The sequence below is a fragment of the Achromobacter sp. GQ309 genome, from assembly GCF_059759315.1.
The window spans coordinates 20,607-40,304 of sequence record NZ_JCAXDP010000010.1 but is presented as its reverse complement, the minus strand read 5'-3'; the positions used below and the strand labels follow the sequence as shown (position 1 = coordinate 40,304).

Genomic DNA, 19,698 nt, shown 5'->3' with positions numbered 1-19,698 from the left:
TTATGCCCAAAGGGCCAGTAATGAACACCTCCACCACGACCGCCGTCCCCCTTCCCGCCAGCCCCGCGGCCCCTGCTGCCGCAGCCCCCGCTGCCGCCGCCACGCCTTGGCGCGACAAGCTCAACGGCGTGCTGTTCGTGGGCCTGATGGCCGGCGCGGTGATGCAACTGGCCGATCTGCCCTTCATCCGGCAGCTCGGTTTTTCGCCGCTGGTCGTGGGTATCGTCGTCGGCATGCTGTATGGCAACTTCCTGCGCGGCACCATGCCCGCGGACTGGGGCGTCGGCGTGAATTTCACCGCGCGCCGCCTGCTGCGCATCGCGGTCGCCTTCTACGGCCTGAACATCAGCATCCAGCAGATCGCCGCCGTCGGCATGCCGGGGCTGGCCGTGTCCGTGGCGGTGGTGGTGGGCACGCTGCTGATCGGCACCGTCGTCGGCCAGCGCCTGCTCGGACTGGATCGCGACACCGCCATGCTGACCGCCGCGGGCAGCGCCATCTGCGGCGCCGCCGCGGTGCTGGCGTTCGAACCCACGCTGCGCGCCGCCCCTCACAAGAGCGCGGTGGCTGTCGCGACCGTGGTGCTGTTCGGCACGCTGTCGATGTTCCTGTATCCGGTCTTCTATCACGCCGGCTGGCTGAACTTCGATACGCAGGCGCTTGGCATCTACATCGGCGGCACGGTTCACGAAGTGGCGCAGGTCGTGGGCGCCGCCAGCAACATCGACCCCGCCACCACCGAGGTCGCCACCATCGTCAAGATGACCCGCGTGGCGCTGCTGGTGCCCGTGCTGCTGGTGCTGGGCATTTACCTGCGCAGCGCCGCCTCCCATGCGGGCGGCCAGGGCAAGAGCGCCAAGCTTCCGATCCCCTGGTTCGCCGTCGGGTTCCTGGTGCTGGCCATCATCAATTCGCTCGACATCATTCCCGCCGATGTCGTCGCGGCCATCCGCCGGCTCGACGTCTTCGCCCTGACCATGGCCATGACCGCGCTGGGCATCGAAACGCGCTTCGCCCAGATCCGCAAGGCCGGCCCGCGCGTAATGGCCCTGGGCTTCATCCTTTACGTCTGGCTGTTGGTTGGCGGCTACGGGATCGTCAAGCTGGCCACCTGATGGCCGCGCCGGGCCGGGCGGCGGGCGCCGACGCGCACGCCGCCGTCTCGTTTTTCCTGCATAATCGGCTGGTTCTCTAGCATTGGAGTCGGCCGCATGACCTCCAGCACCAAAACCCCGTTTACGACTCTGCCTGCCCATCGCGACGCGGTGTTGCGCGTCATGCCGATGCCGGCCGATGCGAACATCCACGGGGACGTTTTTGGCGGCTGGATCATGGCTCAGGTCGACATCGCCGGGTCCATCCCCGCCGCCCGCCGCGCCGCTGGCCGTGTCGCCACCGTCGCGGTCAATGCCTTCCAGTTCAAAGAGCCCGTGTTCGTGGGCGACCTGCTCAGCTTCTACGCCGCCATCGTCAAGACCGGCACCACGTCCATCACGGTCTCCGTCGAGGTCTACGCGGAACGCCAGCGGCTGGACGCCGAAGTCGTCAAGGTCACCGAGGCCACGCTGACGTATGTCGCCACCGACGAAGCGCGGCGCAGCCGCCCTCTTCCCACACTTTGAGCCGTAACGCATGACGCAGTCCGCCGCCGCGCAGAAACCGCCCGCGACGCCACGCCGCCTCGACCCGGAAGACGCCCAGACCGCCCTGGCTGAAGTCCAGGAGCGCCTGCGGCGCCAGCAGCTTGTCGAAGACCTGGTTCACCGCCAGGAAGAAGGCGACGCCAAGGCGCCCCTCGTCGAAGACCTGGTGCACCGCCAGCACGAGGCCGAGCTCAAGACGCTGGTCGACAACCTGCACCCGGCCGACATCGCCTTCATCCTCGAATCGCTGCCCAAGGACGAGCGCCAGGCGATCTGGAAGCTGGTCAGCCCCGAACACGACGCGGACGTCCTGCTCGAAGTCGAAGACTGGGTCCGTGAATCGCTGATCGAAGCGATGGACCGCCAGGATCTCGTCGCCGCGACCGAAAGCATGGACGCGGACGAGCTCGCCGACCTGGCGCCCGACCTGCCGCCCGATGTGGTGGCCGAAGTCCAGAAGGGTCTGACCGAGGAAGAACGCGCGCAGCTGCTGGAAGCCATGGGCTATCCGGAAGACAGCGTCGGCGCCATCATGGACTTCGAGATGGTGCGCGTGCGCGAGGACGTCACGCTCGAGGTCGTGCTGCGCTACCTGCGCCGGCTGCACGAACTGCCCGATCACACCGACCAGATCTTCGTGGTGGACCGCCAGGACAAGCTGCAAGGCATCCTGCCCTTGTCGCGCCTGTTGGTCAGCGAGCCCGAAACCGAAGTGCGGGCGGTCATGAATTCCGACTTCCTGACGCTGAACCCGCTGGACTCCGACGCGGACGCCGCCGGCGCCTTCGAGCGCTACGACCTGGTTTCCGCCCCCGTGATGGACGACCAGGGCCGGCTGATCGGCCGCGTCACCATCGCCGACGTCGTGGACGTGATGCGCGAAGACTCGCAGGAACAGGCGCTGTCGCGCGCCGGTCTGCAGGAAGAAGACATCTTTGCCCCCGTCAGCACCGCGCTGCGCAACCGCGCGCCGTGGCTGCTGTTCAACCTCTGTACTGCCGCCACGGCCTCGTTCGTGGCGTCGCAGTTCGAGGGCACGGTCAGCCAAATCGTCATCCTGGCGTTCCTGATGTCGATCGTGGCCGGCATCGGCGGCAACTCGGGCAACCAGACCATGACGCTCATCATCCGGGCGCTGGCCATGGGCCGTATCACCGGTCGCAACCTGTGGCAGCTCGTCAAGCGCGAGCTGTTCGTGACCTTGCTGGTGGGATTGTGCGGCAGCCTCGTGGCCGCCCTGTTCGCGTGGGTGATCTCGCGCTCGCTGTCCATCGCGCTGGTGATGATGGCCGCCATGATCTGCAACATGCTGGTCGGCGCCTCGGTCGGCGTGCTGGTGCCCATGGTGCGGGCGCGCTTCGGCAAGGACCCGGCAATGGGCTCGTCGGTGCTGCTCACGTTCGCCACCGATTCGCTCGGCTTCTTCATCTTCCTGGGCCTGGCCACGATCTTTCTTCTGTAGCGCTGCCGCCACATCCGTGCGCCGCATCGGACGGCCTCAGCCCCTGCCGCCCCCCGGTGACAGCCCGCTGACAGGGAAGATGACACGCGCTCCGTTACAGTAACGGAACTGTCATCTTTACCTGGGTCCTGCGATGACCGCCAGATTCCGCGCCGCGCTGCTCTGCGTACTGTTGTCCGTTTTCACCGTTTCCGCACACGCCTGCGACGGCATGCCCTCGTGGGCCCAGTCGGCGTGCAATCGCATCGACCAGATCTGGTCCGAAGGCGGCAACGACCTCTATGTCAGCGGCTGGGCCTGGCACAACCGCGCCAAGTACAGCGCCGACAAGATCGACAGCTTCCGCGAACTTGCCTGGGGCGGCGGCTACGGCCGCAGTATCTACGATGAAGACGGCGACTGGCAGGGCCTGTACGCCATGGCGTTTCTGGACTCGCACTCCAAGGTGCAGCCCATCGCCGGCTATGGCTTTCTGAAGATCGGCCAGGTCAGCGACAACTTCCGGCTCGGCGCGGGCTACACCGTGTTCCTCACCGCGCGCCACGACATCATGAGCTACGTGCCGTTTCCCGGCATCCTGCCGCTGGTCAGCGCGGGCTACAAGGACGCCATGCTTTACGCGACGTACATCCCGGGCTCAAGCGGCGCGGGCAATGTGCTGTTCGTGTTCGGCCGCTGGCAGTTCTGAAACGCGTCAGAACGCGTGACCCAGCTTGCGCACCAGATCGCCCAGCCGCCAGTCGTCGATGCCATGCGCACGCAGCGCGCGCGCCGTTTCCACCACGTAGTCCAGGCACGGTCCGGAGTGTCCGACTGCATTGCGCACGGACGTCAGCAGGCGGTCGTCGCAGAGATCGGCTGCGTACTCGCGGCAGGTGCGATTCAGGAGGAACACCAGTCCACGCACCGGCGCGGCCTCGGTGTGACAGGTCAGCCAGCGCGGACGGTAGGCGCCCGTGACCATCTCCCGGCGCCATAAGGCTTCAAAGACCTGCGGCACGTCGCTGGCCGCGATCTGGAAGGCCACGCCGCGGCAGCAACCGCCGCGATCCAGTCCGAACACGAGACCAGGATTGTCCGGCGACCCGCGGTGGTCATGCGACCACAGGCACAGCGAACGGTGATAGCCCCGCACGGTGGCCAGGCGCCGTTCGCGCCAGGCAAACCCGGGATGCCAGATCAGGGAACCGTAGGCAAACACCCACAGGTCGTCGACACCATTCCAGCCGGCCAGGAGGTCATCCACCGATGCTGCTTGCCGCGTTTCTTGCAATCCGGCGCAGCCGGCGGGCACTGCCAACGACATAGGGTCCTCTGATATCCCGATTCACTCCAAGACTGGAGTGAGCGATATCCTACGCCGCGCCCCGCGCAAAAGCATTGCCAGATTGGGCCCGCGCAACACGCAGAAAGAAATTTGCATCCGCGGCGGCGGGGGACTCAGGAAAAAATTTGCGCGCCCGGCGGCTACACGGCGCCCAGCGGCAATTCCGTGGTGCTTTTAATGACTTCCATCGAGAAGCTGGCGCTGACGTCCAGCAGATCCACCGCGCCGATCAGCCGTCGGTAGAAGCGGTCGTACGCCGCCATGTCCTCGACCACCACCTTCAGCAGATAGTCCACGTCGCCGGCCATGCGATGGAATTCGACCACGTTGGGCAAGGCCATCACGGCATTGATCAGGCTTTGCGTCCATTTCTCGTTGTGCTGGCTGGTGCGAATGGACACGAACACCGTCAGGTTCAGGCCCAGCGCGCGGGGATCCAGCAGGATGGCGTTGCGCGCAATGACACCGTCGTCCTTCAGCTTCTGGATCCGGCGCCAGCACGGCGTCACGGAAAGATTCACCTGTTCGGCCACTTCCGCAACCGAGCAGGTGGCGTCCTTTTGCAGCAGCGCGAGTATCTTCAGGTCCGTCTGGTCCATGGGATGTCTTGAAGCCATCAATAAGTCCCGGGGTAGCCGCCCCCGTCGATCAGCAGGCTCTGCCCAGTCATGTAACCCGAGTGCGCCGAGCAGACATACGCGCACAACGCGCCCAGTTCCTCGGGCTGGCCATACCTGCCGGCGGGGTTGCTGCGCGCCCGCTCGTCCCACAACTGCTCGAACGTCTTGCCGCCCTGCTCCACCATGCCCTGGATGTGCCGGGTCTGCGCATCGGTGGCGAAGGCGCCCGGCAGCAGATTGTTGATGGTGACGTTGTGCCGGACCGTCTGGCGCGCCAGGCCGCCCACGAAGCCGATCAGGCCCGAACGCGCACCGTTGGACAGCCCCAGCTCGGCATGCGGCGCCTTCACGCTGCGCGACACGATATTGACGATGCGGCCGAACCGGCGTTCGACCATGCCGTCCACCACGCGGCGGATCATGTCGATCGGTCCCAGCATCATGGCGTCGAGCGCGGCGATCCAGTCGTCGCGCGACCAGTCGCGGAAGTCGCCCGGCAGTGGGCCGTCGGCGTTGTTGATGAGGATGTCGGGATGCGGACAGGCGGCGATTGCCGCGTCGCGCCCCTCGGCAAGCGTCAGGTCGGCCGACACCCAGCCCACGCCGATGCCGGTTTCGCGCGATATGTCGGCGGCGGCCTGTTCAAGCGTCTGCGGATTGCGCGCCGCGATGGTCACGGCCACGCCTTCGCGCGCCAACTGCAGGGCGCAGGCGCGCCCCATGCCGCGGCTGCCGCCAAACACCAGTGCTTTTTTGCCGCTGATCCCCAGGTCCATGCCTGCCCTCTCTGCTGTCGCGTTGACGGCGCCGGACCTCCGCGGCCCGCCGCTCCGAAGCGGTCCAGTATAGGAGCGCGCCCGCCGGCAGGGAATTTTTTTCTAATCGGACCGGCCAAGAAAAATGGGGCCCCGCGAAGGGCCCCATCGGCAATGCAGCGCGCTGCGCTTACCGCATCAACCCATCCATTGGCTCACGGGCGCCGCGGTATCTTGCAGCGGCTGCGCGATCACGTCGATCAGCGCAGGGCCGTCGTGCTCCATGGCGGCCTTGATCGCGGCGTCCAGCTTGGACGGGTCCTCGACACGCCACGCCTTCACGCCATAGGCCTCGGCGATACGCGCATGGTCGGTGCGATTGAAGTCCACGCTGTAGTAGCGCTTGTCGTAGCCGGCCTTCTGGCTGGCCTTGATCCAGCCGTAGACCGAGTTCGAGAACACCACCATCAGCAGCGGCGCCTTGTGGCGCACGATGGTTTCCAATTCACCCACCGTGAAGCCGAAGCTGCCGTCGCCCATCACCGACACGCACTTCGATTGCGGACGGCCGACCCAGGCGCCCAGCGCCGCCGACATCGAAAAGCCCAGCGCGCCGTGGGCGCGGTTGGTGATGAAGTGGCGGCCGGGACGCGAGACGTCGTAATAGGCCGAAAAATACGGGCACGGCGTGCCGGGGTCCGCGCAGACTACCGCGTCGTCGGGCAGCAGGCGGTTCAGCGACTGCACCACGCGCTCGGGGCGGATCGGCGCGTCCAGGCTGGCGGCCAGCGGCTCAAGCTGCGCGCGGCGTGCCTCCTTGGCGCGGCCGGCCAGCACCGCTCCGTCGGTCGCATCGGACGGCCGGTGCTTGATGCGCGCCTGCACTTCGGCGGACAGCGCTTCGAGGGCCAGCTTGGCATCGCCCACCAGACCGACTTCGGTCAGGTAGTTGGCGCCGATCACCATCGGGTCGATGTCGATGTGCAGGATCGGCACGTTGCGGTTCGGGAAGCGCCAGTGCTCGGTCGAGGTCGACCCGGCACGGCAGCCCACGAAGAGCACCACGTCGGCAGCCGCCACCACATCGCGCGTCGCCATCACGCCGCCGTTCGATCCCACCACGCCCGCATTCAGCGGATGGGTGTCGGCCAGGCTGCCCTGCCCGCTCACCGTCACGCACACCGCCGCCTTCAAGGCCTCGGCGACTTCCTGCAGCGCGCCGCAGGCGCCGGCGATGACCACGCCGCCGCCGCAGATGATCACGGGCGAGCGCGCCGCCACCAGGCGTTGCGCGGCGCGCGCCACGTCGGCGGGATCCGGCGCGAAGCGCATGGCGGGGAAGCTGCCGTGCTCGGGCTGCGCCCACACGTCGGACGCATCCACTTCCTGCTTCATCACGTCATAGGGAAAGCACAGGTGCGCCGAGCCGGGCTTGCCGGTCGTCATGGCGCGGAAGGCCGCGCGCACCATGCCCGGAATCTGGTCCGCGCGGTCGATCGTGCGGTTCCACTTGGTCAGCGGGCGGTAGAGCGCCTCCTGGTCCAGTTCGGTCAGCGGATACTTGCCGCGCGAGCCGACGGCCACGTCCGACGTGATGCCCAGCACGGGAATCGACGACTCGTTGGCTTCGACCAGACCAGGCAGCAGATAGGTCGCGCCGCCGCCGCTCGGGCCTTCGCACACGCCGACCTTGCCGGTCACGCGTGCATAGGCGTCGGCCATGTAGGCCGCGCTGCGCTCGTCACGCGTCAGGATGTGCTGCATGCCGTGGTCCAAGCGGTACAGCGCGTCGTAAAGCGGCAAGGTGGTGTCGCCGCACAGGCCAAAGATATGTTTGACGCCGTTGTGTTGCAGCATCCGCACCATCGCTTCGGCGCCGTTCATGTGTTCCATGTCATCTCCACGTAATTCGGGAGCCGGGCCGGGGCGGCATTCAGCCGCCCCGGCCCGACGCCGTTCAGTTGTCCAGATTGATGTTGCTGCTCTTGATGAAAGCGCTCCAGCGGTCGTACTCCGACTTCACGTACGCATCCAGCGCAGGACCATCAGACGCAACGATCTCAAAGCCCGCTTCCGTGATCTTCTTCTTGATCTCGGGATCGGCCAGCACCGCCTGGAAATCAGCCGTCAGTTTCTTGACGGTGGCTTCCGGCGTGCCCTTCGGGGCGAACATGCCGCTCCACGAATAAGCGACAAAGCCAGGGAAGCCCGATTCGGCCACGGTGGGCACGTTGGGCAGTTCGGGCAGGCGCTTTTCGCCGGCGACGGCCAGCGGCTTGATCTTGCCGGCCTGGATCTGGCCACGCAGCGCGGCAAAGCTCAGCCACGTCATGTTGGCCTGCCCGCCGACGACCGCCTGAATGGCCGGTCCGCCGCCGCCATACGGCACGTGCAGCAGCTCCACCTTCGACAGCCGCTTGAGCTCTTCCGGCGCCAGATGGTTCAGCGAGCCCACGCCCGTGGACGCATAGTTGAACTTGTTGGGCGGCTGCTTGGCGGCTGCCGCCAGGAACTCCTTCAGGTTGTCCCCAGGCACGCTCGGATTCGCGCCGATCACCAGCGGAAAGCGCACCGTCTGCCCGATGGCGACAAAATCCTTGAACGTGTCGTACGGCAGCTTGGGCTTCACGGCCGGGTTGATGCCGTGATTGTCGAAACTGACCAGCAGCGTGTTGCCGTCCGGTTCGGCGCGCGCCACGAACGCCGTGGCGATCTGGCTGGCGGCGCCCGGACGGTTCTCGACCACCACCGCGCGGCCGCCCATCTGCTGCGACAGGCGCGGCTGCAGGATCCGCGCCAGGATATCGGTGCTGCCGCCCGGCGGATACGGCACGACGAGAATCAGCGACCGTTCCTCGGCCATCGCCGGCGCGGCGACAAAGGCGCCCCCGGCCGCGGCCAGCGTGCATACCGCCGCCAGCGCCCGCTTGATCGTTCTATTCATCAGTTTTCCCCTGCTGTTGTGGTGTTGGCCGGCACTACCGTGGCGGGTTCGGCCTGGTCCCGCATGTAAATCGTTGAAAAGCCCGTGCGGATGACGTCGGTGATCTGGTCCAGCCGACGGCCGATATGCGCGCTGATGAGGCCGGGCAAGGCCTCGATGTCGCGCTTTTGCAGCGCGTCCACGATGCGCAGGTGCTCGCCTTGCGTATGGCTGCGGCGTCCTTGCTGCATGTCGATCCAGCGCACGAAATGAATGCGCGCGTTGACGCTTTCCAGCGCCCGCACGAATTCTTCGTTACGCGAGTAACGCGCCAGCGCCAGGTGAAAGGCTTCGTCCAGTTCCAGCAACCGGGCGGCATCACTGTCGTCGGGCTCGTCGCGCGAGCGTTCGACGAAGGCGCGCAGGCTGGCAAGCTCCTCGTCGGTCGCGCGCTCGCAGGCTGCACGCACGATGCCGGCTTCCAGCACCGCGCGGTATTCATAAAGACTGTGGATCTGCTTGGCATCCAGCAGGCGGGCAATGAAGCCGCGATTGACCGCGCGCGTCAGAAATCCTTCGACCATCAACTGGTTCAGCACCTCGCGCAGCGGCGTGCGGCTTACGTGCAGCCGGCGCGCAAGCTCAACCTCGTTGATGCGTTCACCCGGCTTGAACTCAAAGCGCACCGCCATGGCCTTGACGGCGCCATACAACTCGGCCTGCCCGGCCGAGGTGCGGGCCGCGCGGGCAACGGGGGTGGCTGCAGGTTGGGAGAGCGTCATACCGGATCGCCTGTGACAATGCTCCAGTCGGGATGAAGTGCATACTAAAGTGCATACACTTTGACGGACAACCCGGGTTTGCCCCAGGCGGGCACCCTTTTCACGGTCGTCGCCCACGGCCGCCTCGCGGCGGGGACGGGCAGGCATGAAAAAGCCCGCCAGGCGGCGGGCTATCGGCAAGCAGTCGGTACGTGGAAGGCTACAGTCCGGTATCCAGCGTGTAGTGCGCGCCATCGCGATTTTCGAGGGTCAGCGTCGACAGGACAGGCGTCTGCGCGTTGTCATCCTGCTGGACGTGAATGCGCAGGTTCGCCAGCGGCACGTCCCACCCGCCGTTGGCGGCTTCGGCAGTCACCCCGGCCACCAGCGCCAGACGCTCGGCCACGCCGCGGGCGTCCGCCGCGCGCGCATCGATACGATGCAGGCTGCGGGCGCCATTGGGATGCGCCATCAGCTCGGGCGACCAGACGCACTCGGGCGTCAGGTGTCGGCAGAAATACATACGGATGCCGGGCAAGGGCTGCTCGGCAAATCGCACGGTATGGAAACGGGCCTGGACTTCCTGACCGTCCAGCATGGCCGGACGGGTCAGTTCCTGGACGGGATTGACGGCAAAGCCGGCGTCCTGCAGCCGCTTGTAGGTGGCCTCGGCGTCATAGGTCCGGAACACCAGCGCTTCCAGGCCAAATGGCGAATCGGCAATTTCCTTGCGCGCGGGCGGCGCGCCCGGCGGCCAACCCAGCAATTCGACGTACGTGCCTTCCAGCACGATCAAGCGATTGCACGACCCCAGGTTGTGCACAGCCTTGTCGCTGAGGTGAAACCCCTGCCGTTCGTAATGGGGCGCCAGCGCATCCAGCCGGTCTCGCACCATGACGACGGCGTGGTCGAATTCAGTGCGGCCGACAGAATGCAGCATGAAGGCTAACCCCTTTTATCAGACCAGCTTACCGTGGCACTGCTTGTACTTCTTACCGCTGCCGCACGGGCACGGATCGTTGCGGCCGACCTTGGGCAGTGCGTTGCGCGCGGGTTGCGCACCCGTTTCCTGCGCGTCGGAAGCCAGCGCCTCGTCGTAGTCGGAGTGGTGATACTGCACGTTCTGCACATGCGACTGCGCCGCTTCGGCTTCGGCCTGCTCGACCTGTTCCGACGATTGCACGCGCACCGTCATCAGCACCTTCACCACGTCGTCGCGCACGCGTTCCAGCATGCCCGAGAACAGTTCGAAGGCTTCGCGCTTGTATTCCTGCTTGGGATTCTTCTGCGCATAGCCGCGCAGATGGATGCCCTGACGCAGGTAATCCAGCGCCGACAAATGCTCGCGCCAGTGCGTGTCGATCGCCTGCAGCATGATCGAGCGCTCGAACTGCGACCACGATTCCTCGCCCACCTGGTCGACCTTGGCCTGGTACGCATCGCGCGCCGCGGCCACCACGCGTTCGCGCAGTTCTTCGTCGTTCAGGTTGGGTTCTTTTTCCAGCATCTCGGTCAGCGGCAGATGCAGGTGCCAGTCGGCTTCCAGCGCCTTCTGCAGCGCGGGGATGTCCCACTGTTCTTCCACCGATTCCGGCGGCACGTACGTGTTGAACAGATCGGTCACCGCGGCGTCGCGCAGGTTCTGCACGGTTGCGCTGACGCTGGCGGCTTCCAGCACGTCGTTGCGCTGCGAGTACAGCACCTTGCGCTGGTCGTTGGAAACGTCGTCGTATTCCAGCAATTGCTTGCGGATGTCGAAGTTGCGGCCTTCGACCTTGCGCTGCGCGGTCTCGATCGAGCGCGTGACCATGCCGGCCTCGATGGGCTCGCCCTCGGGCAGCTTCAGGCGTTCCATGATGGCGCGCACGCGGTCGCCCGCGAAGATGCGCATCAGCGAGTCTTCCAGCGACAGGTAGAAGCGGGACGAGCCCGGATCGCCCTGACGGCCGGCACGGCCGCGCAGCTGGTTGTCGATACGGCGCGATTCATGGCGCTCGGTGCCGATGATGCGCAGGCCGCCCGCAGCCTTGACCTGATCGTTCAGCGGCTTCCATTCGGCGCGGATCTTTTCGATGCGCGCGGTCTTTTCGGCTTCGGACAGCGATTCGTCGGCGCGGATCAGGTCGACCTGCTTGTCGACACTGCCGCCCAGCACGATGTCGGTACCGCGACCGGCCATGTTGGTGGCGATCGTGATGTGGCCCGGCTTGCCGGCTTCGGCCACGATCTCGGCTTCGCGGGCGTGCTGCTTGGCGTTCAGGACCTCGTGCGGCAGCTTGGCCTTTTTCAGCAGGCCCGACAGCAGCTCGGAGTTCTCGATGCTGGTGGTGCCCACCAGCACAGGCTGGCCGCGCTGGTGGCAATCGCGGATGTCTTCGAGGATGGCGTTGTACTTTTCGCCGTCGGTCTTGAAGACCTGGTCGTTCTGGTCTTTACGGACCATGGGCTTGTTGGTCGGGATGATGACCGTCTCGAGCCCGTAGATTTCCTGGAATTCGTACGCTTCCGTGTCCGCCGTACCGGTCATGCCGGACAGCTTTTCGTACATGCGGAAGTAGTTCTGGAACGTGATCGACGCCAGCGTCTGGTTCTCGTGCTGGATCTTCACGCCTTCCTTGGCTTCGACGGCCTGGTGCAGGCCATCGGACCAACGGCGGCCCACCATCAGGCGGCCCGTGAATTCGTCAACGATCACCACTTCGCCGTCTTGCACGACGTACTGCTGGTCGCGGAAGAACAGCGTGTTGGCGCGCAGCGCCACCATCAGGTGGTGCATCAGCGCAATGTGGCGCGGGTCGTACAGCGATTCGCCTTCGGGCAGGATGCCCAGACGGGCAAGAATGCCTTCGGCGTGTTCGTGGCCGGCTTCCGACAGGTAGACCTGCTGGCTCTTTTCGTCGACCCAGTAATCGCCTTCGGGTTCCGGCTCCTGCGGCTTGGGCTCGTGCGCCATGCGCGTCAGCAGCGGCGGCACCGCGTTCATGCGGACGTAGAGTTCGGTGTGGTCTTCGGCCTGGCCGGAGATGATCAGGGGCGTGCGGGCCTCGTCGATCAGGATCGAGTCCACTTCGTCGACGATGGCGTAGAACAGCACGCGCTGGCGGCGGTCTTCAACACGGAATTCCATGTTGTCGCGCAGGTAGTCGAAACCGAATTCGTTGTTGGTGCCGTACGTGATGTCGGCAGCGTACGCGGCCTTCTTTTCGTCGTTCGGCTGCTGCGGCACCACCACGCCGGTGGACATGCCCAGGAACCGGTACAGGCGGCCCATCCATTCGGCGTCGCGGCGGGCCAGGTAGTCGTTCACCGTGACCACGTGCACGCCCTTGCCGGCGATGGCGTTCAGGTAGACGGGCAGCGTCGCCATGAGCGTTTTGCCTTCACCCGTGCGCATTTCGGCGATCTTGCCGTTATGCAGGGCGATGCCGCCCAGCATCTGCACGTCGAAGTGCCGCATGCCGAACACCCGCTTGCCGGCTTCGCGCACAACGGCGAAGGCTTCGGGAAGCAGATCGTCCAGGGACGTGCCCTGGGCGTGGCGGGAACGGAATTCGTCGGTCTTGGCCGCCAGTTCCGCGTCGGAGAGCGCGGAGATCTTGGGTTCGAGCCCATTGATCTGGGTTACCAGCTTGCGATACTGCTTAAGCAGCCGGTCGTTGCGGCTACCTATGAGTTTTTTGAGCAGAGAAACCATGCGTATGTCGGCCGCACGAGCCACACCACACCCGAAGCGCTTGGGGCAGCGTCACCCGTGACTTGATGTTATTGGTTGAGCGGGGGTCCGCCGGGAAACGAACCAGTTTAACGCACCTGGAGCGTAATAGCCTGGACCTATGACCAGGGTAGCACTGTCGGCCGGTTTGACCGGCCAACCCGCGAAGGGTTCAAGGCGCGGCAGCCTGCGCGACGGCGGGCGGCGCGTGCTGAGGCTGCGGCCCCAGGAAGAGGCGCGGATCCAGCGGTTGTCCGGCAAGGCGGACCTCGAAATGCAGGTGCGGGCCGGTGGATCGGCCAGAGCTGCCGACGCGCGCGACCTGCTGGCCGCGCTCGACCAGATCGCCCTGCTTGACCAGCAACGACGACGCATGGGCGTAGCGGGTGATCAGGCCGTCGCCGTGGTCGATCTCGACCATGTTGCCAAAGCCTGGCGCCCACTTGGCCTCCAGCACCACGCCGCCGGACGCGGCCAGAATCGGCGTGCCGGAGGGCGCCGCGAAATCCAGCCCTTCGTGCATGGCCGAGCGGCCCGTCACCGGGTTGCGGCGCCAGCCATACGAGGACGACAGATAGGGGTAATCGGTGATCGGCATGGCGGTCGGCATGCGCGCCTGATCCGCCGAACGCTTGGTGAGCGCCGCGTCCAGCAACTTCAGGTTGTCAGTCTGCTGCGACAGCCGTGCCTGGATCTCGTCGAGCTGTCGGCCCAGCGCCTCGGCCGACGCCGCGCTGGGCGGCGGATGGTCGGTAAAAAGGTCGTCCATGACCTGCGTGGCCTCGGGATGCGCCGGCGCCTCGGGCTGCGCAGACGCCAACTGCTGGGCCAATTCGGGGTCGGTGTAGGCCACGCCCGCCACCTTGGCCACGCGCTGGCCCAAGCCGTCGATGCTGACCAGCTTGGCCTGCAGCGCGCCGACCTTCGAAGCCAGCAGGTTCATGTTTTCACGCAGGAAATCGGCGTCGCGCCCCGGCTGCTCAGAGAGCGGCCATCCCATTGTGTGGACGGCGGGAAGGATCGGAGTGATGTATCGTTGAAGCGCTGCGCCAAAAATGGCCGCGGTAATCAAGGCGCCCCCCAGGAACAACGCCAGTCGCGCGCCGCCCAGGGTGAAATGCCCGTCCTGCCCGTCGCGGGCGTGCATAATCACGATCTTCAAGGTTTGCTTCCTAATTCTTTTAAAGCCGGCATGAATAGACCCGCTTCATACCGTCAACGTTCCAGTACCAGCCGGCGCGTAGAAAATACCGCCCTGGGATGGCTGGGTCATGACATGCGGGGCGCCGGTGTATTGGCGACTGCCCGCAAGCATCTGCAAATTCAATACGCGGTGGCGGCGGTGTTGCCCGCCCCGCTGGGTGCTGTGTGCCAGGTCGCCAAGCTGGAAAACCTGTGTCTGCACCTGGTGGTGCCGACCGCCGCGCATGCGGCCAAGATGCGTCAATTGGCGCCGCGCATCGCGCGGTCTCTGGCGGACCAGGGCTGGAACCTTAACGAAATTGCCATCAAGGTACAAGCGGGGTTACCCAAGCCCGGCGCCCGTCAGCCGCGCCCTCCCACAGAGGCGCAGCCGCTGAACGACAAGGCCCTGGGTGCGTTCGAAACGCTGCACGGCAATCTGCGGCCAGGTCCGTTGGCCGATGCCGTCGCCAAGCTCTTGAAGCATCACAAGAGTAGCTGAGCAACCCGGCTTTGTCCGGCAACTCAAAGGGCTGGAAACGTCGCGAAACCAACTTTTCAGACCGATGGCCGGATGGTGGGCTACCGGATTGCGACTATCGCGCGAGGGGATGACGGCCAGCGTCGTCCCTAAGGAGAAACCCAAGCGGGTATCTATGCAGAAACCCGCGCTGAGCCGGAGGTGGCCCCCGTGCGCGGGTTCAGCGGAAACCTGGCGTCAGGCCAGTTTCCATTCATGGCGAAACGCCTGGGGCGCTTCTGCCTGCGATTCGTACGTGACGATTTCCCAGGCGTCGCGCTGCTCGAGCAGCGCGCGGGCAAGCTGGTTGTTCAGGCCGTGGCCCGATTTGCACGCCACATAACGTGCCACCAGCGGCTTGCCCAGCAGATACAGGTCGCCGATGGCGTCCAGGATCTTGTGCTTGACGAATTCATCGTCGTAACGCAGCCCGTCGCTGTTCAGCACGCGGTACTCGTCCATGACGATGGCGTTGTCCAGGCTGCCGCCACGGGCCAGGCCCATCGACCGCAGGGCCTCGACTTCATTCACGAAACCAAAGGTGCGCGCCCGCGCGATTTCGCGAACATACGAATGCGTGGCGAAATCGATTTCGGCGAAATTTGCCGTGGAGTCGATGGCGGGGTGACGGAAGTCGATCGAGAAAGCCAGCGCGTACCCTTCATGGGGTTCGAGCCGGGCCCATTTCTCGTTGCGGCCTTCGCCTTCACGCACTTCCACCGGCTTCAACACACGGATGAACTGCTTGGGCGCGTTCTGCTCGACGATGCCGGCCGAGCGCAACAGATAAACAAACGTCGCCGCGCTGCCGTCCATGATGGGGACTTCTTCGGCAGTGAGGTCGACGTGCAGGTTGTCGATACCCAGGCCGGCCAACGCCGACATGAGATGTTCCACGGTCGACACGCGAACATTGCCCTGTTGCAGCACGGACGCCATACGGGTGTCACCCACGCCGGTGGCTTGCGCGGGCAGGTCGACGACCTGCGGCAGATCCACCCGGTGAAAGACGATGCCGGTATTGGGCTGTGCCGGACGCAGGGTGAGCTCCACCCGCCGTCCTGAGTGGACGCCGACGCCTGTCGTGCGGACGAGATTCTGGATGCTGCGCTGTCGGAACATGAGACTTGGAATTTTGAACTCGGAAGCCGGCAAGATAAGTACGGATTGCCGGCGTAACCGAAGTATTGTAACGCTGTCCGATCCATGCCGCCATTCAAACTGGCGTTCAGACCGGCCGAAACCTCCGTCCCTTATTTAACGTGCAAGGGAAACACGGACCGCTCTGCCTCCGGCTCGCCCGTGGGGACAGGCGAGCCGGAGTGAGGGAGTGCAGTTAGAGCCGTTGACCGGCTCTAGGTTCAGTCCGCCTGCTTACGCAGGAAGGCCGGGATGTCGAAATGATCCATTCCCGAGCTTTCCAGCGCCCGCACCTGGGCCGACGCCTGGCTGCGCGGATTGCGCATGACAGACGGCATGTCCAGATTGCGGTAGTCGCCGCCTTGGCCGGCCGGCATCGTGCCCATGGGCATGTTGTCGGTGCCGGTGCGCAGCACTTCAGCGGTGTTCTGCACCAGTTGCGGACGGGCTTGCGCACGGCCAAGGCCGGTTGCAACCACCGTGACGCGCAGGTTTTCGCCCATGGACTCGTCGTAGGCGGTGCCGAAGATCACGGTCGCGTCGTCCGAAGCGTAGCTGCGGATCGTTTCCATGATTTCGCGCGTTTCGCGCATCTTCAGCGAGCGGCTGGCGGTGATGTTGACCAGCACGCCACGCGCGCCGTTCAGATCCACGCCTTCCAGCAGCGGGCAAGCAATGGCATGCTCGGCGGCAACACGTGCGCGATCCGCGCCCGATGCCGACGCCGTGCCCATCATGGCCTGGCCCTGCTCGCCCATGATCGTCTTGACGTCTTCGAAGTCGACGTTGACGTTGCCTTCGACGTTGATGATTTCGGCGATACCCGCGCACGCGTTGTGCAGGATGTCGTCGGCCGAACGGAAGCAGTCTTCCTGCGTCGCGTCCTCGTCCATCAGTTCATACAGGTTCTCGTTGAGCACCACGATGAGCGAATGCACGTGCTTGGCCAGTTCCGAGATACCGTCCTCGGCCATCTTCAGGCGCTTGTTGCCTTCAAAGGAGAAAGGCTTCGTGACCACGCCCACGGTCAGGATGCCCAGTTCCTTCGCCACTTCGGCCACGACCGGACCCGCACCGGTACCGGTGCCGCCGCCCATGCCCGCGGTGATGAAGACCATGTGCGCGCCGTTCAGCGCGGCACGGATTTCCTCACGCGCGGTTTCCGCCGACGCGCGTCCCTGCTCGGGCTTGGCGCCCGCGCCCAGACCGGTACGGCCCAGGCGGATCTGCACCGGCGCATTGGTTGCCGCCAGCGCTTGCGCATCGGTATTGGCGCAGATGAAATCCACGCCGTGCACACCGCTGCGAATCATGTGCGCGACGGCATTGCCGCCCGCACCACCCACACCAACGACCTTGATTACGGTCCCTTTGGTGTTGTTCTCAAGCATCTCAAAGTTCATCATGATGACTCCCTCACAAGTCCGAATTTGCAAATCACAAAAATTCCCCGACAACCTATCTTTTGTGAATCGCCTCAAAGCCGACGCCGGCTACATAGGCCCGCTACGGGTTTGAGACGCCTCCTCTTTCTGGCGCTCCCCGCTGGACAGCCGCGGTTCGCACCAAGGAGCAGGCCCCAACCTGCACCCTTTAATTCATGAACCACTCTTTCATGCGCGCAAGCAGGCTCTTGAAGTTGCCCGTCTGCGCAGCCACCTTGCGGCCACGCACACGCTGCATGCGCGCTTCCTGCAGCAGCCCCATCACCGTCGAGAAGCGCGGATTGCGCATCACGTCGGCAAGGCTGCCTTCGTACTCGGGCACCGCCACGCGAACCGGCTTGAGGAACACGTCCTCGGCCAGTTCGATCATGCCGGGCAGCTGCGCGGATCCGCCGGTCAGGACCACGCCGGAAGCCAGCAGGTCCTCGTAGCCGGAATCGCGCACCACCTGCTGCACCAACGTGAACAGTTCTTCGACGCGTGGCTCGATCACCGCGCCCAGCGCCTGGCGCTTGACCTGGCGCGGGCCGCGGTCGCCCAGGCCCGGCACTTCCACGGACTCGTCCGGGCTGGCCAGCACCTGCTTGGCGACGCCGTAGCGCAGCTTGATTTCTTCGGCATCGGGCGTGGGCGTGCGCAGCATCGCCGCGATGTCGTTGGTGATCTGATCGCCGGCGATGGGCAGCACGGCGGTGTGGCGGATTGCGCCGCCGGTGAAGATGGCAACGTCGGTCGTGCCCCCGCCGATGTCGACGAGAACGACGCCCAGCTCCTTTTCGTCGGCGGTCAGCACGGCCAGGCTGGAGGCGAGCGGCTGCAGGATCAGGTCCTGCACTTCCAGGCCGCAGCGGCGGACGCACTTGACGATGTTCTGCGCGGCGCTGACGGCGCCGGTCACGATGTGCACGCGCACTTCCAGGCGCAGGCCGCTCATCCCGATGGGCTCGCGGATGTCTTCCTGGCCGTCGACGATGAACTCCTGCGTCAGCACGTGCAGCACCTGCTGGTCCGTCGGGATGTTCACCGCCTTGGCGGTCTCGATGACGCGGGCGACGTCGGTGGCGGTGACTTCCTTGTCCTTCACGGCGACCATGCCGCTGGAATTGAAGCTGCGGATATGGCTGCCGGCGATGCCGGTGTAGACGTCTCGAATCTTGCAATCTGCCATCAGCTCGGCTTCTTCAAGCGCGCGCTGAATGGAATTCACAGTGGTCTCGATATTGACGACCACGCCCTTGCGCATGCCGCGCGATTCGTGCTGGCCCAGGCCAAGCACCTCGAAGCGGCCTTCAGGCAGGATTTCAGCCACCACAGCCACCACCTTGCTGGTGCCGATATCGAGGGCGACGATAAGGTCCTTGATGTCACGGGTCATGGCGTTAGCGTTTCTTGGGAGGTTTCGGTGTGGATTTGGATTTGGTTTCCGACGCGGGCAACGGGGCCAGCGCCAGGGCGAAACCATTCGGATAGCGCAGGTCGGCCTGCGTGACGGTGCGCCCTACCAGGCGCCCCGATACGGTGGGCCACGCCTGCACAAAGCGTTGAATACGAGCCGCGAACGGCAAGGCGCCGGGCAGGCCGTGCGGGTCCGGCGCATCGGCGCCCGGATCCCGGCCCAGGTCCAGCAGCATGCCGTTGGAAAGCACGACGCGCCAGGCGTAGCGCGGGCTCAGTTCCAACTGTTCCACATGCATGTCCAGCGGCGCGAACCAGCGCGCCAGCTCGGCGTAGCGCTGCACGACCAGCGCTTCCGTGCCGTCGGGTCCGGAGAACTGCGGCAGCACCGTGTCGTCGTCCACCTCGCCCGTGTTGGCCGTGAACGCCTCGCCCCAGGTGTTGATCATCTGGTTCTCGTTCCACAGCGCCAGGGGCTGCTGTTCCTCGATGCGCACACGCAGCACGTTCGGCCAGATCCGCCGCACGGTGGCATGCCGGACCCAGGGCACCGATTCGAAGATCTCGCGCGCGTCGTCCAGGTCCACCGTGAAGAAGTTGCCCTTCACGCGGCCCGCGATCGCCGAACGCACGGCGCCCGTCGACACGTAGTGCAGTTCGGTGTCCGGCATCGATTCCAGCTCGATCGCCGACAGCGTGAAATACGGACGTTGCGCTACCCACACCACGCCCGCGATGAGCATGGCGGCAACCGCCAGCACGGCGAGCGTGTTGGCGATCAGGTTGGTAGTACGAGCGTCGTTCCACACGGAG

The 19,698-nt window shown here is 65.4% G+C and carries 18 protein-coding genes; 5 read left to right on the top strand and 13 right to left on the bottom strand.

The genetic code is table 11. From position 1 onward, the window contains the following. Positions 1-20 precede the first annotated feature (20 nt). The 4 genes from AC6CIE_RS25605 (at position 21) to pagP (ending at position 3,793) form a co-directional block, all read left to right on the top strand. A complete protein-coding gene (locus tag AC6CIE_RS25605; RefSeq protein WP_498094543.1) occupies positions 21-1,115 on the top strand; it encodes a YeiH family protein in 1,095 nt (364 codons plus the stop codon). A 96-nt stretch (positions 1,116-1,211) separates the two neighbouring features. Next, positions 1,212-1,622, top strand: coding sequence for an acyl-CoA thioesterase (locus AC6CIE_RS25600; RefSeq protein ID WP_056569253.1), 411 nt, complete (start codon positions 1,212-1,214; stop codon positions 1,620-1,622). A gap of 10 nt (positions 1,623-1,632) precedes the next feature. Beyond that, complete coding sequence (gene mgtE / locus AC6CIE_RS25595) at positions 1,633-3,105, top strand: magnesium transporter (RefSeq protein WP_175125612.1); 1,473 nt, start codon at positions 1,633-1,635, stop codon at positions 3,103-3,105. A gap of 133 nt (positions 3,106-3,238) precedes the next feature. After that, a complete protein-coding gene (gene pagP, locus AC6CIE_RS25590; protein WP_175139409.1) occupies positions 3,239-3,793 on the top strand; it encodes a lipid IV(A) palmitoyltransferase PagP in 555 nt (184 codons plus the stop codon). Between the two features lie 6 nt (positions 3,794-3,799). Here the strand turns inward: pagP and AC6CIE_RS25585 are convergent, their stop codons facing one another. The 9 genes from AC6CIE_RS25585 to AC6CIE_RS25545 form a co-directional block, all read right to left on the bottom strand. Continuing rightward, positions 3,800-4,411: a gamma-glutamylcyclotransferase gene (locus tag AC6CIE_RS25585; protein WP_498094541.1), complete on the bottom strand. Its 612-nt coding sequence runs from the start codon at positions 4,409-4,411 to the stop codon at positions 3,800-3,802. Positions 4,412-4,572: 161 nt separating this feature from the next. Then, the gene (locus AC6CIE_RS25580) at positions 4,573-5,031 is read right to left on the bottom strand and encodes an Lrp/AsnC family transcriptional regulator (protein WP_056569264.1); all 459 of its coding nucleotides are present in this window, start codon (positions 5,029-5,031) and stop codon (positions 4,573-4,575) included. A gap of 17 nt (positions 5,032-5,048) precedes the next feature. Further along, complete coding sequence (locus AC6CIE_RS25575) at positions 5,049-5,828, bottom strand: SDR family oxidoreductase (RefSeq protein ID WP_175139410.1); 780 nt, start codon at positions 5,826-5,828, stop codon at positions 5,049-5,051. A 177-nt stretch (positions 5,829-6,005) separates the two neighbouring features. Further along, the gene (locus AC6CIE_RS25570) at positions 6,006-7,700 is read right to left on the bottom strand and encodes a thiamine pyrophosphate-binding protein (RefSeq protein WP_175125624.1); all 1,695 of its coding nucleotides are present in this window, start codon (positions 7,698-7,700) and stop codon (positions 6,006-6,008) included. A gap of 64 nt (positions 7,701-7,764) precedes the next feature. Next, entirely contained in the window at positions 7,765-8,751 is a 987-nt protein-coding gene (locus tag AC6CIE_RS25565; protein ID WP_498094539.1) for a tripartite tricarboxylate transporter substrate binding protein, read from the bottom strand. Further along, complete coding sequence (locus AC6CIE_RS25560) at positions 8,751-9,512, bottom strand: GntR family transcriptional regulator (RefSeq protein WP_175139412.1); 762 nt, start codon at positions 9,510-9,512, stop codon at positions 8,751-8,753. Before AC6CIE_RS25560 ends, AC6CIE_RS25565 begins: the two co-directional genes overlap by 1 nt. A gap of 199 nt (positions 9,513-9,711) precedes the next feature. After that, positions 9,712-10,431 carry a VOC family protein gene (locus tag AC6CIE_RS25555; protein WP_498094537.1) on the bottom strand — a complete coding sequence of 240 codons (720 nt, stop codon included), beginning with the start codon at positions 10,429-10,431 and terminating at the stop codon, positions 9,712-9,714. An 18-nt stretch (positions 10,432-10,449) separates the two neighbouring features. Continuing rightward, the gene (secA, locus tag AC6CIE_RS25550) at positions 10,450-13,185 is read right to left on the bottom strand and encodes a preprotein translocase subunit SecA (RefSeq protein ID WP_175125631.1); all 2,736 of its coding nucleotides are present in this window, start codon (positions 13,183-13,185) and stop codon (positions 10,450-10,452) included. Between the two features lie 190 nt (positions 13,186-13,375). After that, positions 13,376-14,350: a M23 family metallopeptidase gene (locus AC6CIE_RS25545; protein WP_175125681.1), complete on the bottom strand. Its 975-nt coding sequence runs from the start codon at positions 14,348-14,350 to the stop codon at positions 13,376-13,378. Positions 14,351-14,479: 129 nt separating this feature from the next. Here AC6CIE_RS25545 and AC6CIE_RS25540 point away from each other — a divergent pair, with 129 nt between their 5' ends. Continuing rightward, positions 14,480-14,887 carry a DciA family protein gene (locus AC6CIE_RS25540; RefSeq protein WP_175125683.1) on the top strand — a complete coding sequence of 136 codons (408 nt, stop codon included), beginning with the start codon at positions 14,480-14,482 and terminating at the stop codon, positions 14,885-14,887. A gap of 216 nt (positions 14,888-15,103) precedes the next feature. Here the strand turns inward: AC6CIE_RS25540 and lpxC are convergent, their stop codons facing one another. The 4 genes from lpxC to AC6CIE_RS25520 all read right to left on the bottom strand — a co-directional run bounded on the left by lpxC (position 15,104) and on the right by AC6CIE_RS25520 (position 19,694). Then, positions 15,104-16,027 (bottom strand): UDP-3-O-acyl-N-acetylglucosamine deacetylase, encoded by a 924-nt coding sequence (gene lpxC / locus AC6CIE_RS25535; protein WP_056320776.1) that lies wholly within the window; start codon positions 16,025-16,027, stop codon positions 15,104-15,106. Positions 16,028-16,266: 239 nt separating this feature from the next. Then, on the bottom strand, positions 16,267-17,451 hold the full coding sequence (gene ftsZ / locus AC6CIE_RS25530) for a cell division protein FtsZ (RefSeq protein ID WP_056320774.1): 1,185 nt from the start codon (positions 17,449-17,451) through the stop codon (positions 16,267-16,269). Positions 17,452-17,638: 187 nt separating this feature from the next. Further along, positions 17,639-18,865: a cell division protein FtsA gene (ftsA, locus tag AC6CIE_RS25525; protein ID WP_006217473.1), complete on the bottom strand. Its 1,227-nt coding sequence runs from the start codon at positions 18,863-18,865 to the stop codon at positions 17,639-17,641. Positions 18,866-18,869: 4 nt separating this feature from the next. After that, a complete protein-coding gene (locus AC6CIE_RS25520; protein ID WP_175125634.1) occupies positions 18,870-19,694 on the bottom strand; it encodes a cell division protein FtsQ/DivIB in 825 nt (274 codons plus the stop codon). Positions 19,695-19,698 lie beyond the last annotated feature (4 nt).

Bases quoted from the DNA above. Each gene is read 5' to 3' on its own strand.
- AC6CIE_RS25570 (WP_175125624.1), bottom strand. From the start codon at position 7,700: ATGGAACACATGAACGGCGCCGAAGCGATGGTGCGGATGCTGCAACAC.
- AC6CIE_RS25600 (WP_056569253.1), top strand. From the start codon at position 1,212: ATGACCTCCAGCACCAAAACCCCGTTTACGACTCTGCCTGCCCATCGC.
- AC6CIE_RS25565 (WP_498094539.1), bottom strand. From the start codon at position 8,751: ATGAATAGAACGATCAAGCGGGCGCTGGCGGCGGTATGCACGCTGGCC.
- AC6CIE_RS25560 (WP_175139412.1), bottom strand. From the start codon at position 9,512: ATGACGCTCTCCCAACCTGCAGCCACCCCCGTTGCCCGCGCGGCCCGC.
- AC6CIE_RS25580 (WP_056569264.1), bottom strand. From the start codon at position 5,031: ATGGACCAGACGGACCTGAAGATACTCGCGCTGCTGCAAAAGGACGCC.
- AC6CIE_RS25540 (WP_175125683.1), top strand. From the start codon at position 14,480: ATGCGGGGCGCCGGTGTATTGGCGACTGCCCGCAAGCATCTGCAAATT.
- secA (WP_175125631.1), bottom strand. From the start codon at position 13,185: ATGGTTTCTCTGCTCAAAAAACTCATAGGTAGCCGCAACGACCGGCTG.
- ftsA (WP_006217473.1), bottom strand. From the start codon at position 18,865: ATGACCCGTGACATCAAGGACCTTATCGTCGCCCTCGATATCGGCACC.
- ftsZ (WP_056320774.1), bottom strand. From the start codon at position 17,451: ATGATGAACTTTGAGATGCTTGAGAACAACACCAAAGGGACCGTAATC.
- lpxC (WP_056320776.1), bottom strand. From the start codon at position 16,027: ATGTTCCGACAGCGCAGCATCCAGAATCTCGTCCGCACGACAGGCGTC.
- AC6CIE_RS25555 (WP_498094537.1), bottom strand. From the start codon at position 10,431: ATGCTGCATTCTGTCGGCCGCACTGAATTCGACCACGCCGTCGTCATG.
- AC6CIE_RS25585 (WP_498094541.1), bottom strand. From the start codon at position 4,411: ATGTCGTTGGCAGTGCCCGCCGGCTGCGCCGGATTGCAAGAAACGCGG.
- pagP (WP_175139409.1), top strand. From the start codon at position 3,239: ATGACCGCCAGATTCCGCGCCGCGCTGCTCTGCGTACTGTTGTCCGTT.
- AC6CIE_RS25605 (WP_498094543.1), top strand. From the start codon at position 21: ATGAACACCTCCACCACGACCGCCGTCCCCCTTCCCGCCAGCCCCGCG.
- AC6CIE_RS25575 (WP_175139410.1), bottom strand. From the start codon at position 5,828: ATGGACCTGGGGATCAGCGGCAAAAAAGCACTGGTGTTTGGCGGCAGC.
- AC6CIE_RS25545 (WP_175125681.1), bottom strand. From the start codon at position 14,350: ATGCACGCCCGCGACGGGCAGGACGGGCATTTCACCCTGGGCGGCGCG.
- mgtE (WP_175125612.1), top strand. From the start codon at position 1,633: ATGACGCAGTCCGCCGCCGCGCAGAAACCGCCCGCGACGCCACGCCGC.